The organism is Pseudomonas entomophila, from assembly GCF_029193575.1.
Taxonomy (GTDB): domain Bacteria; phylum Pseudomonadota; class Gammaproteobacteria; order Pseudomonadales; family Pseudomonadaceae; genus Aquipseudomonas; species Aquipseudomonas entomophila_G.
Genome location: NZ_JARGCS010000016.1, coordinates 14,568 through 29,276 on the forward strand (window position 1 = coordinate 14,568; position 14,709 = coordinate 29,276).

The 14,709-nt window shown below is 69.2% G+C and carries 12 protein-coding genes and 1 pseudogene; 12 read left to right on the forward strand and 1 reads right to left on the reverse strand.

Annotated elements, in window-relative coordinates; genetic code table 11:
* The first annotated feature begins 141 nt into the window (after window positions 1-141).
* Window positions 142-1,074, forward strand: coding sequence for a LysR substrate-binding domain-containing protein (locus P0Y43_RS08520; RefSeq protein WP_275636863.1), 933 nt, complete (start codon window positions 142-144; stop codon window positions 1,072-1,074).
* On the opposite strand, the gene P0Y43_RS08525 is transcribed toward P0Y43_RS08520, so the two are convergent.
* The gene (locus P0Y43_RS08525; protein ID WP_275636864.1) at window positions 1,060-1,932 is read right to left on the reverse strand and encodes a LysR family transcriptional regulator; all 873 of its coding nucleotides are present in this window, start codon (window positions 1,930-1,932) and stop codon (window positions 1,060-1,062) included. The genes P0Y43_RS08520 and P0Y43_RS08525 overlap by 15 nt on opposite strands.
* Window positions 1,933-2,102: 170 nt before the next feature.
* On the opposite strand from P0Y43_RS08525, the gene P0Y43_RS08530 reads away from it, so the two are divergent.
* From P0Y43_RS08530 to P0Y43_RS08575, 11 genes and pseudogenes are all read left to right on the forward strand, one after another.
* Complete coding sequence (locus P0Y43_RS08530; RefSeq protein ID WP_275636865.1) at window positions 2,103-3,632, forward strand: MFS transporter; 1,530 nt, start codon at window positions 2,103-2,105, stop codon at window positions 3,630-3,632.
* 109 nt (window positions 3,633-3,741) lie between these two features.
* Window positions 3,742-4,257, forward strand: a pseudogene (locus P0Y43_RS27040) (MCP four helix bundle domain-containing protein); the annotation flags it as partial.
* A gap of 534 nt (window positions 4,258-4,791) precedes the next feature.
* Window positions 4,792-5,385, forward strand: a complete 594-nt coding sequence (locus P0Y43_RS27045; protein ID WP_430540233.1) for a methyl-accepting chemotaxis protein — start codon at window positions 4,792-4,794, stop codon at window positions 5,383-5,385.
* A 77-nt stretch (window positions 5,386-5,462) separates the two neighbouring features.
* Window positions 5,463-6,227 (forward strand): DeoR/GlpR family DNA-binding transcription regulator, encoded by a 765-nt coding sequence (locus P0Y43_RS08540; protein ID WP_275636867.1) that lies wholly within the window; start codon window positions 5,463-5,465, stop codon window positions 6,225-6,227.
* A 188-nt stretch (window positions 6,228-6,415) separates the two neighbouring features.
* Window positions 6,416-7,423 carry a 2-keto-3-deoxygluconate permease gene (locus P0Y43_RS08545; protein ID WP_275636868.1) on the forward strand — a complete coding sequence of 336 codons (1,008 nt, stop codon included), beginning with the start codon at window positions 6,416-6,418 and terminating at the stop codon, window positions 7,421-7,423.
* Entirely contained in the window at window positions 7,420-8,655 is a 1,236-nt protein-coding gene (locus tag P0Y43_RS08550; RefSeq protein ID WP_275636869.1) for a four-carbon acid sugar kinase family protein, read from the forward strand. The genes P0Y43_RS08545 and P0Y43_RS08550 overlap by 4 nt, the downstream gene beginning before the upstream one ends.
* 18 nt (window positions 8,656-8,673) lie before the next feature.
* Window positions 8,674-9,672: a 4-hydroxythreonine-4-phosphate dehydrogenase PdxA gene (pdxA, locus tag P0Y43_RS08555; RefSeq protein WP_275636870.1), complete on the forward strand. Its 999-nt coding sequence runs from the start codon at window positions 8,674-8,676 to the stop codon at window positions 9,670-9,672.
* Window positions 9,673-9,787: 115 nt separating this feature from the next.
* Window positions 9,788-10,699, forward strand: coding sequence for a LysR family transcriptional regulator (locus tag P0Y43_RS08560; RefSeq protein ID WP_275636871.1), 912 nt, complete (start codon window positions 9,788-9,790; stop codon window positions 10,697-10,699).
* 124 nt (window positions 10,700-10,823) lie between these two features.
* Window positions 10,824-12,281 carry a gamma-aminobutyraldehyde dehydrogenase gene (locus P0Y43_RS08565; RefSeq protein WP_275636872.1) on the forward strand — a complete coding sequence of 486 codons (1,458 nt, stop codon included), beginning with the start codon at window positions 10,824-10,826 and terminating at the stop codon, window positions 12,279-12,281.
* Between the two features lie 93 nt (window positions 12,282-12,374).
* Window positions 12,375-13,520, forward strand: a complete 1,146-nt coding sequence (ydcS, locus tag P0Y43_RS08570) for a putative ABC transporter substrate-binding protein YdcS (RefSeq protein ID WP_275636873.1) — start codon at window positions 12,375-12,377, stop codon at window positions 13,518-13,520.
* 162 nt (window positions 13,521-13,682) lie between these two features.
* The gene (locus tag P0Y43_RS08575; RefSeq protein ID WP_275636874.1) at window positions 13,683-14,708 is read left to right on the forward strand and encodes an ABC transporter ATP-binding protein; all 1,026 of its coding nucleotides are present in this window, start codon (window positions 13,683-13,685) and stop codon (window positions 14,706-14,708) included.
* The last annotated feature ends 1 nt before the right edge of the window (window position 14,709 follow it).

A 14,709-nucleotide genomic window follows, 5' to 3' on the forward strand; every position in this document is an offset into this window, starting at 1 on the left:
CGGTTTGTTGTTATGCGTTGTCGACGATTCTAGCGCGATGAGGGGGTGTCTGTGCCGGCCCCGCGAGACAGCACAACACAAGGCTCCCACCACCCCCTCGGATGCGCCACAATGCCCCCGCCCACCCATTCCGGAGCCCGCATGGAACTTCGTCACCTCCGCTACTTCGTCATGGTCGCCCAGGAAAAGCACTTCACCCGTGCCGCCGCGCGCCTGAACATGCAGCAGCCGCCGCTGAGCCAGCAGATCCGCGCGCTGGAGCAGGAGCTGGGCTTCGACCTGTTCATCCGCCACGCCAAGGGCGTGGACCTGACCGCCGGCGGCGAGGTGTTCCTGGAGGAAGCCCTGGACATCCTCCAGCGCGTCGAACAGGGCGCGCAAAAGGCCGCGCGCACGGCCAAGGGCATCGAGGGCAACCTCACCGTCGGCTTCACCAGCTCGGCCGCCTCGCACCCGTTGATCCCCCGGATCATCCGCCGCTACCGCGACCTCTACCCCGACGTGGATATCGCCCTGCACGAAGGCAACGCCCGCGAGCTGACCGACGAGGTCGCCGACGACCGCGTCGACATCGGCATCCTCCGCGCCCCGGTCGATCGCCCGCGCGGCATCGCCTACCACCGCCTGCTCAACGAGGAACTGGTGCTGACCCTGCCGGTGGGCCATCGCCTGCTCGAAGGCGAGGGCGCCATCGCCCTGAAGGACCTCGCCGACGAGCCGTTCATCCTGGTGCGCCGCCCCGGCGCGCCGGGGATGTACGCCAACCTGCTGCAAGCCTGCCGCAATGCCGGGTTCGAGCCAAAGGTGGCGTTCGAGGTGGAGCGCATGCTGACCAACGTCAGCCTGGTGGCGGCCGGCGCCGGGGTGTCGGTGGTGCCGACCTCGATGCGCGGCTTCCACGAGCACAGCGTGGCCTACCGGCCCATTCGCGATGCCAAGCCGCGCCTGGCGGCGCCGATCACCTTGCTGTGCCGCCAGGAGCACCAGTCGCCGCAGACCCTCAACTTCATCGCCCTGGCGCGCCAGCTGGGCGGCGAGTACCGCCGCGAGCGGCGCCTGTCAGCCTCGGCCTGAACGCAGCGTGTCGAGGTAGCGGCGCACCGCCGGGGCCTTCTCGAAGCGCCGGTGCAGCAGGGTCAGCCAGGAGCTGGCGTGGCTGTCGGCGAGGCGCCGGTAGTTGACCTGCGGCAGGCTCACGCGCTGCAGCACCGATTCGGGCACCAGCGCCACGCCCTGGCCCAGCGACACCAGGGTGATCACCGCGACCAGGCTGCCCGGCTGCGGCCCCAGGCGCGGCACGAAGCCGCCCTGGGCGGCGCAGGCGAGGGTGCCGGCGATTTGCTCGGGGAGGATGAAGGTCTCGCCGGCCAGGCGCGCGGCGGGTATCTGCGGCAGTTCGTTGAGGCGTGAGGCGGCGGGCAGGGCGAGGACGAAGCCTTCCTCGTGCAGGTCGATGGCCTCCAGCTCTTCGGGCAACTCCATGGGCGTGCGCACATAGGCCAGGTCGAGCAGGCCGTCGCGCACCAGCCGCGGCAGCTCGGCCATCGGCGCCTCGCGGATGTCCAGCAGCACGCCGGGGTGGGCCTGGCTGAACTGCGCCACCTGGTGTTGCAGCACCCCGGAGTAGGCCGCCGAGGCCACGTAGCCCAGCTCGATGCGCCCGACCTCGCCGCGCCCGGCGCGTTGCGCGCCCAGTTGCGCGGCGTCGAACTGGCGCACCGCCTGCTCGGCCTCCACGCGCAACGCTTCGCCCGCGGCGGTCAGGCGCACCTCGCGCTGGCTGCGCTGGAACAGGCGCACGCCCAGTTCGTTCTCCATGTCCTGGATCTGCCGGCTGAGGGTCGGCGGGGCGATGCCCAGTTGCTCGGCGGCGCGTGTGAAATGGCCGTGGCGGGCGACGCTGAGGAAGTAGCGGAAATGACGGATTTCCATGGGGCCTCGTTAGCTGCGGGCTAATGACGCAGGCCGCCCGGGGTAACAAGCGCGGCGGCGGGTGGCGGTATCGTGTGGCAACACTACAAGGACGTGGCTCGGGGGCAAAGCGTTGCTGTCATTGCCCCGCGACAGCGTCCTGAAGAACCCCCAGAAACGGGAACCTTGCCATGCCTGCGTCCGCCCGCCTCACCCTGCTCACCGCCTCGTCCGTGTGCGCCTTGATCATCCTCGACACCAATATCGTCGCCGTCAGCCTGCCGAGCATCGCCCGCGACCTCTCCGGCTCGTTCGCCGACATCGAATGGGTGGTCAGCGCCTACCTGCTGGCCTTCGCCGCGAGCCTGCTGCCGGCCGGCAGCCTGGCCGACCGCTTCGGCCGACGGCGCATGCTGTTGCTGGGCCTGGCGCTGTTCGGCCTGGCCTCGCTGGCCTGCGGCGCGGCGCCGGGCCTGGTGTTCCTCGACCTGGCCCGCGCGGCCAAGGGCATCGGCGCGGCGTTGCTGCTCACCGCCGCGCTGGCCGCGATCGGCCACCGCTTCCACGAACCCGAGGCGCGCCTGCGCGCCTGGGCGTTCTGGGGCGCGTGCATGGGCGCCACCATCACCTTCGCGCCGCTGCTCGGCGGGTTGATCGCCAGCACCCTGGGCTGGCGCTGGATCTTCTACATCAACTTGCCGCTGGTGGCCGTGCTGGCGTGGATGGTGCTGCGCAGCGTGGAGGAATCCCGCGACAGCGCGGCGGCCCGGCTCGACCCGCTGGGCAGCCTGACCTTCGCCGGCAGCCTGGGTTACCTGATCTGGGCCTTGATCGACGCCAACCGGGTCGGCTGGGACAGTGCCCCGACCCTTGGCCGGCTGGTGATCGCGGCGTTCCTGTTCGGGCTGTTCGTGATGGTCGAGCGCAACCAGGCGCGGCCGATGGTCGACCTGCAACTGATGCGCAGCGGGCGCTTCATCGGGGCCTTGCTGGGCATGTTCGCCTACGCCGCCTGCGCGCAGGTGATGATGACCCTGCTACCGCTGTACCTGCAGAACGGCCTGCAACTGCCGGCCCTGGCGGCAGGCGCGGGGATGCTGCCGTTCGCCGTGGCCATGCTGCTCACCCCGCGCCTGGGCATGCGCCTGGCGGCGCGCTTCAGCCCGGCCCAGGTGTTCGCCCTCGGGCTGCTGCTGGTGGGGCTGGGCAACCTGCTGTGCGCCGCCGCCGCGGCCCAGGGCGGCTACGCCAGCTTCGCCCTGGCCAGCCTGGTGCTCGGCGCCGGGGCCGGGCTGCTCAATGGCGACACGCAGAAGAACATCATGGCCTGCGTGCCGCGCGAGCGCACCGGCATGGCCTCGGGGCTGAGCACCACCACACGCTTCGGCGCGATCGTGCTGGCCATCGGCATCCTCGGCGGCATTCTCGCCAGCCGCAGCGGGCAGTTGCTGCGCGAGGCGATGGCCAGCGTGGCGCCAGGGCAACTGGGGCAGGTCGGCGAGATGGCCACGCGGGTGGCGGCGGGCGACCTGTCGGCGGCCCTGGCCGTGCTCGACCCGGCGCTGCGTGAGGCCATCGCGCCGCTGGCGCGACAGGCGTTCATCGGTGGTTTCGAGGCGCTGTTGCAAACCGCCGGGGTGGCCGCGCTGGTGTTTGCCATGGTGGTCGGCGTGCTGCTGGGGCGGCCATTGCCTGCCAGCGCGCTACAGGCGGCGCGATGAATTTATTCCATGGTCTTTATCGATCAGGTCGATAGGAAGTTTTCACACAACCCCGGTATATATCTCGCCGAGAATGATGGCAAAAAGCTGTTATGCACTTGGGGGCAGTATGTTCAGGAACATCAGTATCACCATGAGGTTGGCGCTGGGCTTCGCATTGGTCGTCGGGCTGCTGCTGGTGGTCACCGCCATTGGCGTGCAGCGGGTCGGCGGGATCGACGCGCTGCTCACCCAGGTCAGCGGCCACACCACGGTCAAGCAGCGCTACGCCATCAACCTGCGCGGCAGCGTGCATGACCGCGCCATCGCCATCCGCGACGCGGTGCTGACCCACGACGCCCAGCAACTGACGGGCTTCCTGCAGGACATCAAGCAGCTGGACGCCTTCTACCAGACCTCCGCCGCGCCCTTGGCCAAGATGCTCGCCGACGCCCAGGCCGGTGCCGACGAACAGCGCCTGTTGCAGCAGATCCAGGCCAGCGAGCGCACTGCCCAGGCCGCCACCGCGCAACTGCTGGAGCTGCGCCACCAAGGCGACTTCGAGCAGGCCCAGGCGCAGTTGCTGGTGCAGGTGGCGCCGGCCTACAAGGAATGGCTGCGCAGCATCAACGCCTTCATCGACCTGCAGGAAAAAGACGTGGTGCGCGACATCGGCAGCGTGCGTGACAGCGCCTCCGGTTTCGCCGGCCTGATGCTGTGGGCCGCGGCCCTGGCGGCGCCGCTCAGCGTCGGCGCCTCGGTGCTGATCATCCGCAGCATCCGCTCGACCCTCGGCGCCGAGCCCGAGGAAGTGGCGCACGTGCTGCGCGGCCTGGCCCGTGGCGAGATCGACCAGCGCGTGCACAGCGGCAACCCGCAGAGCGTCATGGGCGCGCTGGGCACCACCAACCGCCACCTCACCGACATCATCGCCCAGGTCAACCAAGTGGCCGCCGACCTGGTCGCCTCGTCCACCCGCATGAGCCAGGGCGCGGCGCGCAACCAAGGGCGCATGCAGCAGCAGAGCGACGACACCCAGCACATGGCCGCCGCCGTGCAGCAGTTGGTGGTGGCGATCAACGAAATCTCCAGCTACGCCGCCAACGCCGCGCAGGCCTCGGCCGCCGCCGACCAGGAAGTGGACGCCGGCAAGACCGTGGTCGAAGGCACCGCCACCTCGATGCACGAGCTGGCCCAGGTGCTCGAGTCGGCCACCGAGGCGGTGTTGCAGGTGGCTGCCGACAGCCAGGCCATCGAAAGCATCATCGAGGTGATCAACTCGATCGCCGAGCGCACCAACCTGCTGGCGCTGAACGCGGCCATCGAGGCGGCGCGCGCCGGTGAGTTCGGCCGGGGCTTCGCGGTGGTGGCCGACGAGGTGCGTTCGCTGGCCAACCGCACCCAGGAATCGACCCGCGAGATCCGCGGGATGATCGGCAAGCTCCAGGAAGGCGCGGGCAAGACCGCGCAGATCGTCGGCGACAGCCGCGAGCTGGCGCAGGACACGGTGGAGCGCACCAAGGTCGCCGAGCGGTCGCTGAACGAGATCCGCCGCGAGGTGGCGGCGATCAGCCAGATGAACAGCCAGATCGCCGCGGCGTCGTCGCAGCAGGACGTGGCGGCCAGCACCTTGAGCCAGGACATCAACCGCATCCACGCCTCGTCGCGCGATGCCCATGCCGGCTCCACGGAGCTGGCCGGGGACAGCCAAGAGCTGCTGGCGCTGGCCGACGCGCTGGGCAGCCGCATGGGCTTCTTCAAGACCGCCAGCTGACCCACTGGGGCGGGGCGCCTGCAGGCGGGTCGGCTTCTCAGGTAGTATCGGTGCCCACCGATTCAGAGACGCCATGCATGAAGCCCGCAGACCGGCACCGCACCATTCTTGATCTTGTCCGCAACCGCGACACCAGCGTCGAGGCCCTGGGCGCGGCGCTGAACGTGTCCGAGGCCACGGTGCGCCGCGACCTGGCGCTGCTGGCCGGCCAGCGCCTGCTGGTGCGCACCCACGGCGGCGCCACGGCGCTGGTCGGCATCCACGAGCCGGAGGCGACGCTGGAGCAGCGCAAGGCCAGCCGCAGCGACGAGAAGCGGGCCATCGCCAAGGCGGCGGCGGCCTACATCCAGCCCGGCGACACCTTGTTCCTCGACAGCGGCACCACCTGCGCGGCGCTGGCGGCGCACCTGTGCGGGCACGAGGACGTGCACGTGATCACCAACAACCTGCTGGCGGTGATGGCCCTGGCCAACGCGCCGGGGGTGCGCCTGACGCTGATCGGGGGCGATTTGCGCAGTTCGAGCATGAGCACCCTGGGGCCGCTGGCCGAGTTGAGCCTGAGCCGGTTGAGCGTGGACCATGCGTTCTTCGGCGCCGATGGGGTGGTCGCCGAGTTCGGGTTGTGCGAGGCCAGCGCGCAGCAGTCGTATTTGAAGGAGTGCGTGATCAAGCGCGCGGCGCAGATCTTCGTGCTGGCGGACGCTGAAAAGCTGGGGCGGGCCCGCCAGCAGCACTGGACGCCGCTGGAGCGGGAGTGGCGGTTGATCACCAGTGCCGTGGATGAGGTGGCGCTGGCGCCGTTTCGCGGGCTGCCGATGGCCACGGTGGAGATGGTGGGGTAGGGCGGTGTCTGGGCCGGCGCTATCGCGATAGCGCCCTGACAGACCGCTGATCATTTCAATCACAATTTTGATCGACTTGCGCACATTTACCCTTTAGCTTACCGTTGTATTGACTGAAATGATCACTGCCTTGATCGTTTCAATCATTCCCGTGGTAATGCACATCATAAAAACAAAGGTGTAAGCGCATGGCCCAGATCCCGATCAAACGCTCGATCGAGCGTATCCCCGGCGGCATGATGATCGTTCCCCTGCTGCTCGGTTCCCTCGTCGCAACCTTCCTGCCCGACATGCCGAAGTTCTTCGGCTCGTTCACCAATGCCCTGTTCACCGGCGCGTTGCCGATCCTGGCGATGTTCTACGTGTGCATGGGCGCCAGCATCAACATCAAGACCACCCCGTACCTGCTGAAGAAAGGCGGCGTGCTGTTCGCCACCAAGGTTGGCACGGCCATGCTCATCGGTATCGTGATGGGCCACTTCCTCGGCGAGCAGCCGATCTCCGCCGGCTTCTTCGCCGGGCTCTCGACCCTGGCGGTGGTGGCGGCGATGAACGACACCAACGGCGGCCTGTACATGGCGCTGATGGGCCAGTACGGGCGGCCGGCGGATGTCGGCGCGTACTCGGTGATGTCGCTGGAGTCCGGGCCGTTCCTGACCATGGTCACCCTGGGCGTGGCCGGGCTGTCGGCGTTCCCCTGGCCGACCCTGCTGGGCGCGGTGCTGCCGCTGCTGCTGGGCATGCTGATCGGCAACCTCGACCGCGACATGCGCGACTTCCTGGCCAAGGCCGTGCCGGTGATGATCCCCTTCTTCGCCCTGGCCCTGGGCGCCACCCTCGACCTGCACAAGGTCTGGCAGGCCGGCGTGCTGGGCATCGCCCTGGGCGTGGCGGTGGTGGTGGTCACCGGCATTCCGCTGTACTTCGCCGACCGACTTTCCGGTGGCACCGGCGTGGCCGGCGCGGCGGCGGCGACCACGGCGGGCAATGCCGCGGCGGTGCCGGCGCTGGTGGCGGCGGCGAACCCTGTGTACGAAAGCGCCGCGGCCAGCGCGACCATGCTGGTGGCCTCGTGCGTGGTGGTGACCGCGGTGCTGGCGCCGATCGTGGTGTCGTTCATCGCCAAGCGGGTGCGCAAGGACGCACCGGCCAGCGAAGGCTACGCGCCAGCGCAGGAGTCGGGGCTGCCACGATGAGTGTGCTGATCCTCGCCGACGACCTGTCCGGCGCCGCCGACTGCGCCATCGGCTTCGCCCGCGCGGGGCTGCGCACGGTGGTCGCGCTCGACCCCGCGCAGGCCACCGGCGACGCCCAGGTGGTGGCGGTGGACACCGATTCGCGGCGCATGGACGCGCAGCACGCGGCGCAGCGCACGCTGGCGGCGTTCCACGCCCTGCGCGGGCCGCACCGGCGCTTGTACAAGAAGATCGACTCGACCCTGCGCGGCAACTGGGCCGCTGAAGTCGCTGCGCTGCAAGCGGTGGCCGGGCTGGCGATCATCGCCCCGGCGTTCCCCGAGACCGGCCGCACGGTGCTCGAGGGGCGGGTGTGGGTCAACGGCGTGGCGCTGGAAGACACCGACACCTGGCGGTTGGAATACGCCGGCCGCCCTGCCGACCTGGCGACGCTGCTGGCACAGGCCGGGTTGTCGGTGCACAACCTGGAGCTGGCCTGCCTGCGCGGCGCGCCCGAGGCCCTGGCGCGGCGTATCGCCCAAGCCAGCGCCGACGGCGTGCAGGCATTGATCGTCGATGCGCAGAGCCGCGACGACCTGCGCAGGCTGGCCGAGGTCACGGCGGGGCTGGAGGTGCCGCTGTTCTGGGTCGGCTCCGGCGGCCTGGCCCGCGAGCTCAGCGCCCTGTCGGCGCTGGCGGCGCAACCCGCCGCGCCCACGCCAGCCGGCCCACGGGCCGCGACCCTGGTGATGGTCGGCAGCCTGTCCAGCGTCGCCGAGCGCCAGTGCCTGGAGTTGAAACAGCGCAGCGGCATCGTCGAGCTGACCGTGCCGCCCGCCGTGCTGCGCGCCGGGCCGGGCAGCAACGACTGGGACGACTGGGCCTGGCGCATCGGCCAGTACCTGACCGAGGGCGCCGACCTGCTGCTGCGCATCGGCCGCGACACGCACATCGACCCGAGTGAAGGCGCGCACCTGTCGGCGCGCCTGGCCACCCTGGTGAAACCGCATTTCCGCCTGCTCGGGGGCCTGGTGGTCACCGGCGGCGAGACCGCCCGGGCGATGCTCGGCGCGGTCGGCATCAACGGGCTGCACATCCTCGACGAGGTCGAGGCCGGCACCGTGTTCGCCCGCCCCCTGGGCGAGGCCGGCGAGCATTGCCCCGGCGTGGTCACCAAGGCCGGTGCCTTCGGCAGCCCGCAAGCCCTGTACCTCGCCTGGCGCCACCTGGGTGGCGCGGGCACACATTCATAGAGTCAAGGTGAACGTCACATGAGCAACTACCTTCCCGTCATTGGCATCACCCTGGGCGATGCGGCCGGCGTCGGCCCGGAAATCATCGTCAAGAGCCTGACCCACGCGGCGGTGTACCAGCAGTGCCGCCCGCTGGTGATCGGCGATGCCCGGCGCCTGGAGCAGGCGCGCGACATCGTCGGGGCCGAGGTGAGCATTCGCCGTATCGAAGGCCCGTCCGAGGCGCGTTACCAGCCTGGGGTGATCGACTGCATCGACCTCGGGTTGATCCCCGAGACCCTGCCGTTCGGCGAGCTGTCGGCGCTGGCCGGCGATGCCGCGTACCAGTTCATCGCCCGTGCGGTGGAACTGGCGAAGGACAAGCAGATCGACGCCATCTGCACCGCGCCGCTGAACAAGGAGGCGCTGCATGCCGGTGGCCACAAGTACCCGGGGCACACCGAACTGCTGGCGCACCTGACCGGCATCGACGAGGTGTCGATGATGTTGGTGGCGCCGCAGTTGCGGGTGATCCACGTCACCACCCACATCGGCATCATCGATGCGATCCGCAAGATCGAGCCGGGGCTGGTGCGGCGCACCATCGAGCGTGGGCACGCGACGCTGGTCAAGGCCGGTATCGAGCGGCCGCGCATCGGCGTGTGCGGGATCAACCCGCATGCCGGGGAGAATGGCTTGTTCGGCTATGGCGAGGAGGAGGAGAAGATCATTCCCGCCGTCGAGCTGCTGCAGGCGCAGGGGCTGGACGTGACCGGGCCGTTGCCGGCGGACACCCTGTTCTTCCGCGCCGGGCGCGGCGATTTCGACCTGGTGGTGGCGATGTATCACGACCAGGGGCATGGGCCGGTGAAGGTGCTCGGCTTGGAGGCCGGGGTGAACGTGACCGTGGGGCTGGAGGTGATTCGCACCTCGGTGGACCATGGCACGGCGTTCGATATCGCCGGCAAGGGCGTGGCCGATGAAGGCAGCCTGCTGGAGGCGTTGCGCCAAGGGGCGGAGCTGGCGACCCGGCGGTAGGTGAGGGTGGCTGTGCCGGCCCTGTCGCGGGGCCGGTATGAGCCGCATAAATTCGGTAAAACAGAAAACCCGGCGCTATATTCGATCGAACCAAACGACCGAGCCCCGCGCCACCATGATGACCCTGCGCCAGATCCGCCACTTCATCGCCGTCGCCGAAACCGGTTCGATCTCTGCCGCCGCGCAGGCGGTATTCATCTCCCAATCGACCCTCACCCAAGCCATCCAGCAGCTCGAGGACGAGATCGGCGTCACCCTGTTCACCCGCCATGCCAAGGGCATGAGCCTCACCCACCAGGGCCACCAGTTCCTGCGCCAGGCGCACCTCATTCTGGCCACGGTGGAAAACGCCAAGCGCAGCCTGCAGCAGAGCACCGACCAGGTCGAAGGCCAGCTCACCCTCGGCGTCACCAGCCTGGTCGCCGGTTACTACCTGGCCGACCTGATCACCCGCTTCCAACACGCCTACCCCAACGTGCAAACCCGCGTGGTGGAGGACGAACGCCCGTACATCGAGCACCTGCTGGTGGCCGGCGAGATCGACGTGGGCGTGCTGATCCTCTCCAACCTCGAAGACCGCCACGCCCTGCAGACCGAAGTGCTCACCCACTCGCCGCACCGCCTGTGGCTGCCGCCGCGCCACCCGCTGCTGGAGCGCGACAGCATCAGCCTGGCCGACGTCGCCGGCGAGCCGCTGATCCAGCTCAACGCCGACGAAATGGGCCTGCACGCCCAGCGCATCTGGAGCCGCGCCGGGCTCACGCCGAAGGTGACCCTGCGCACCGCGTCGGTGGAGGCGGTGCGCAGCCTGGTGGCGGCGGGGCTGGGCCTGTCGATCCAGCCGGACATGACCTACCGGCCCTGGTCGCTGGAGGGCGACATCATCGAGGCGCGCCCGCTGGCCGACCTCAGCGAGCCGCTGGACGTGGGCCTGGCCTGGCGCCGGGGCACGGCGCGCACGCCGCTGGTCGATCCCTTCCTGACCCTGGCGCGAGGGCAGGGCAGCGGGCGCAAGGTTTCGATTTAATCGAACGCTGCATTCAATATTTAGAATTTGTGAACCTGGCAGTCGGGATCTAGTCTCGTTCTAGCGCCCGACCTTCATTGGAGGCGCCGTGGATACCGAGACGAAAAAAAGAAGAAGCCCGAACATGTCCGCAAGCCTTCCCCTGCACAGCGCTCAGTTGATCGACGGCCACCTGGTGGCCGGCGAAGGCCCGGCCGAAGCCATCCTCGACCCCGCCACCGGCGAGCGCCTGCTGAGCGTCGCCGAAGCCTCCCACGAGCAAGTCGAGGCCGCCGTGCAGGCCGCCCAGCGCGCCTTCGGCGGCTGGGCGCGGACCACCCCGGCGCAGCGTTCGGCGCTGCTGCTGGCGATCGCCGACGCCATCGACGCCAACGCCGACCGGCTGGCGCGCCTGGAGTCGCTGAACTGCGGCAAGCCCCTGCACCTGGCGCGCCAGGACGACATCCCCGCCACCGCCGACGTGTTCCGCTTCTTCGCCGGCGCCGTGCGTTGCCAGCAAGGCCAGCTGACCGGTGAATACGTGGCGGGCCACACCAGCATGGTGCGCCGCGACCCGGTGGGCGTGGTGGCCTCCATCGCGCCATGGAACTACCCGCTGATGATGGCCGCGTGGAAGATCGCCCCGGCCCTGGCGGCGGGCAATACCCTGGTGTTCAAACCCTCCGAGCACACGCCGCTGTCGATCCTGGCGCTGGCGCCGCTGCTCGTGGACATCCTCCCGCCCGGCGTGCTGAACATCGTCTGCGGCGGCGGCGAGGCGGTGGGCAGCCAACTGGTCGGCCACCCGAAGGTGCGCATGGTGTCGCTGACCGGCGATATCGTCACCGGGCAGAAGATCCTCCAGGCCGCCTCGCGCACCCTCAAGCGCACCCACCTGGAGCTGGGCGGCAAGGCGCCGGTGATCGTCTGCGACGACGCCGACCTCGAGGCGGTGGTGCAGGGCATCCGCACCCATGGCTACTACAACGCCGGCCAGGACTGCACCGCCGCCTGCCGCATCTACGCCCAGGCCGGCATTCACGACCGCCTGGTGGCTGCCTTGGGCGACGCGGTCGGCAGCATTCGCTTCGCCCGCAAGAAAGATGCCGATAACGAGATCGGCCCGCTGATCAGCGCGCGCCAGCGCGACCGCGTGGCCAGCTTCGTCGAGCGCGCCCTGGGCCAGCCGCACATCGAGCGGGTCACCGGCGCCGCCGTGCATTCCGGCCCAGGCTTCTACTACCAGCCGACGCTGCTCGCCGGTTGCCGGCAGCAGGACGAGATCGTCCAGCGCGAGGTGTTCGGCCCGGTGGTCACCGTCACCCGCTTCGAGCACCTGGCGCAAGCCGTGGACTGGGCCAACGACTCCGAATACGGCCTGGCCTCGTCGGTGTGGACGCAGAACCTCGACAAAGCCTTCCAGGTCGCCAACCGCCTGCAATACGGCTGCACCTGGATCAACACCCATTTCATGCTGGCCAGCGAAATGCCCCACGGCGGGCTCAAGCGCTCCGGCTATGGCAAGGACCTGTCCAGCGACTCGTTGCAGGACTACAGCGTGGTGCGCCACATCATGGCGCGCCACGGTCAGGCGCTGGACTGACACCAGAACCCGAAGGCGGGTGTGCGAAACGCCAGGGACGTTGCTCGATTGATACTGCCCCGACAATAGAAATAACAACTTGGGAGATGAACGATGTACAAGACAGCATTGCTCAGTGGCCTGGCCACCGCGCTCCTGGCCAGTGGCAGCCTGCAGGCCGCCGAAGCCCTGAAGGCGGTCGGCCAGGGCGAGGGCCAGCTCGATATCGTCGCCTGGCCGGGCTATATCGAACGCGGCGAGTCGGACAAGGCCTATGACTGGGTCAGCAAGTTCGAGCAGGACACCGGCTGCAAGGTCAACGTCAAGACCGCCGCTACCTCCGACGAGATGGTCAGCCTGATGGCCAAGGGCGGCTACGACCTGGTCACCGCCTCGGGCGACGCCTCGCTGCGCCTGATCTACGGCAAGCGCGTGCAGCCGATCGACCCGCAGTTGATCCCCAACTGGAAGCAGCTCGACGCGCGCCTGAAGGATGCGCCGTGGTACACGGTCGACGGCAAGCACTACGGCACGCCGTACCAGTGGGGCCCGAACCTGCTGATGTACAGCACCAAGGTGTTCCCCACCGCGCCAGACAGCTGGAAGGCGGTGTTCGAGGCCGAGAACCTGCCCGACGGCAAACCGAACAAGGGCCGCGTGCAGGCCTACGACGGGCCGATCTACATCGCCGACGCGGCGCTGTACCTCAAGGCCACCCAGCCGGCGCTGGGCATCACCGACCCCTACCAGCTGACCGAGGCGCAGTACGCCGCGGTGCTCGACCTGCTGCGCAAGCAGCATGGCTTGATCCACCGCTACTGGCATGACACCACGGTGCAGATGAGCGACTTCAAGAACGAAGGCGTGGCCGCCTCCAGCGCCTGGCCGTACCAGGCCAACGCGCTGAAGACCGAAGGCCAGCCGATCGCCACGGTGTTCCCCAAGGAGGGCGTGACCGGGTGGGCCGACACCACCATGCTGCATGTCGAGGCCAAGCACCCGAACTGCGCGTACAAGTGGATGGACTGGTCGCTGGAGCCGAAGGTGCAGGGCGACGTGGCGGCGTGGTTCGGCTCGCTGCCGGCGGTGCCGGAAGGCTGCAAGGCCAGTGAGCTGCTGGGCGCCGAAGGGTGCAAGACCAACGGCTTCGACCAGTTCGACAGGATCGCCTTCTGGAAGACCCCGCAGGCCGAGGGCGGCAAGTTCGTGCCCTACAGCCGCTGGACCCAGGACTACATCGCGATCATGGGTGGGCGGTAGCGCCTAGGCGTTTGCCTGGGCCGTCCCATCGCGGGGCGAGCCCGCTCCCATAAGTACCCCGCCGTTCTGGCGGACGGTGCCGTACCTGTGGGAGCGGGCTCGCCCCGCGATGAGGCCCGCATCACCCCGAAAAAACCACCCCGCACCCCGGAGCACCCCACCATGCCCCCAGCCGTCCAGTTCACCCAGGTCTCCCGCCAGTTCGGCGAGGTGAAGGCCGTCGATCAGGTGTCGATCGACATCCAGGACGGCGAGTTCTTCTCCATGCTCGGCCCCTCGGGCTCGGGCAAGACCACCTGCCTGCGCCTGATCGCCGGCTTCGAACAACCCAGCGCCGGCTCGATCCGCATCCACGGCGTCGAAGCCGCCGGCCTGCCGCCCTACCAGCGCGACGTCAACACGGTGTTCCAGGACTACGCCCTGTTCCCGCATATGAACGTGCTGGAAAACGTCGCCTACGGCCTGAAGGTCAAGGGCGTGGCCAAGGCCGAGCGCCTGGCCCGCGCCGAAGAGGCGCTGGCGATGGTCGCCCTCGACGGCTACGGCAAGCGCAAACCGGCGCAGCTCTCCGGCGGCCAGCGCCAGCGCGTGGCCCTGGCCCGCGCCCTGGTCAACCGCCCGCGCGTGCTGCTGCTCGACGAGCCCCTCGGCGCGCTCGACCTCAAGCTGCGCGAGCAGATGCAGGGCGAGCTCAAGCGCCTGCAACGCCAGCTGGGCATCACCTTCATCTTCGTCACCCACGACCAGGGCGAGGCGCTGTCGATGTCCGACCGCGTGGCGGTGTTCAACAAGGGCCGCATCGAACAGGTCGACACCCCGCGCAACCTGTACATGAAGCCGGCCACCGCGTTCGTCGCCGAATTCGTCGGCACCTCCAACGTGTTGCGCGGCGACCTGGCCGCACAGCTCACCGGCGATGCCCGGGCCTTTTCCATCCGCCCCGAGCACATCCGTTTCGCCAGCGGCGCGCGTGACGCGGCCGAGGTGGAGGTCAGCGGCCTGCTGCACGACATCCAGTACCAGGGCGCGGCGACCCGCTACGAGATCCGTCTGGACAACGGCCAGCACCTGAGCCTGAGCCAGGCCAACACTCAATGGGGCGACAGCCAGGCCGGCCACCAGCCCGGCCAGCGCGTGACCGCGCGCTGGGCGCGCGATGCCATGGTCGCCCTGGCCGAGGGCGCCTGAG

Coding starts and splice junctions, on each gene's coding strand:
- P0Y43_RS08560 (WP_275636871.1), top strand. CDS start 9,788: ATGATGACCCTGCGCCAGATCCGCCACTTCATCGCCGTCGCCGAAACC.
- P0Y43_RS08565 (WP_275636872.1), top strand. CDS start 10,824: ATGTCCGCAAGCCTTCCCCTGCACAGCGCTCAGTTGATCGACGGCCAC.
- P0Y43_RS08530 (WP_275636865.1), top strand. CDS start 2,103: ATGCCTGCGTCCGCCCGCCTCACCCTGCTCACCGCCTCGTCCGTGTGC.
- P0Y43_RS08550 (WP_275636869.1), top strand. CDS start 7,420: ATGAGTGTGCTGATCCTCGCCGACGACCTGTCCGGCGCCGCCGACTGC.
- pdxA (WP_275636870.1), top strand. CDS start 8,674: ATGAGCAACTACCTTCCCGTCATTGGCATCACCCTGGGCGATGCGGCC.
- P0Y43_RS08575 (WP_275636874.1), top strand. CDS start 13,683: ATGCCCCCAGCCGTCCAGTTCACCCAGGTCTCCCGCCAGTTCGGCGAG.
- P0Y43_RS27045 (WP_430540233.1), top strand. CDS start 4,792: ATGCACGAGCTGGCCCAGGTGCTCGAGTCGGCCACCGAGGCGGTGTTG.
- P0Y43_RS08520 (WP_275636863.1), top strand. CDS start 142: ATGGAACTTCGTCACCTCCGCTACTTCGTCATGGTCGCCCAGGAAAAG.
- P0Y43_RS08545 (WP_275636868.1), top strand. CDS start 6,416: ATGGCCCAGATCCCGATCAAACGCTCGATCGAGCGTATCCCCGGCGGC.
- P0Y43_RS08525 (WP_275636864.1), bottom strand. CDS start 1,932: ATGGAAATCCGTCATTTCCGCTACTTCCTCAGCGTCGCCCGCCACGGC.
- ydcS (WP_275636873.1), top strand. CDS start 12,375: ATGTACAAGACAGCATTGCTCAGTGGCCTGGCCACCGCGCTCCTGGCC.
- P0Y43_RS08540 (WP_275636867.1), top strand. CDS start 5,463: ATGAAGCCCGCAGACCGGCACCGCACCATTCTTGATCTTGTCCGCAAC.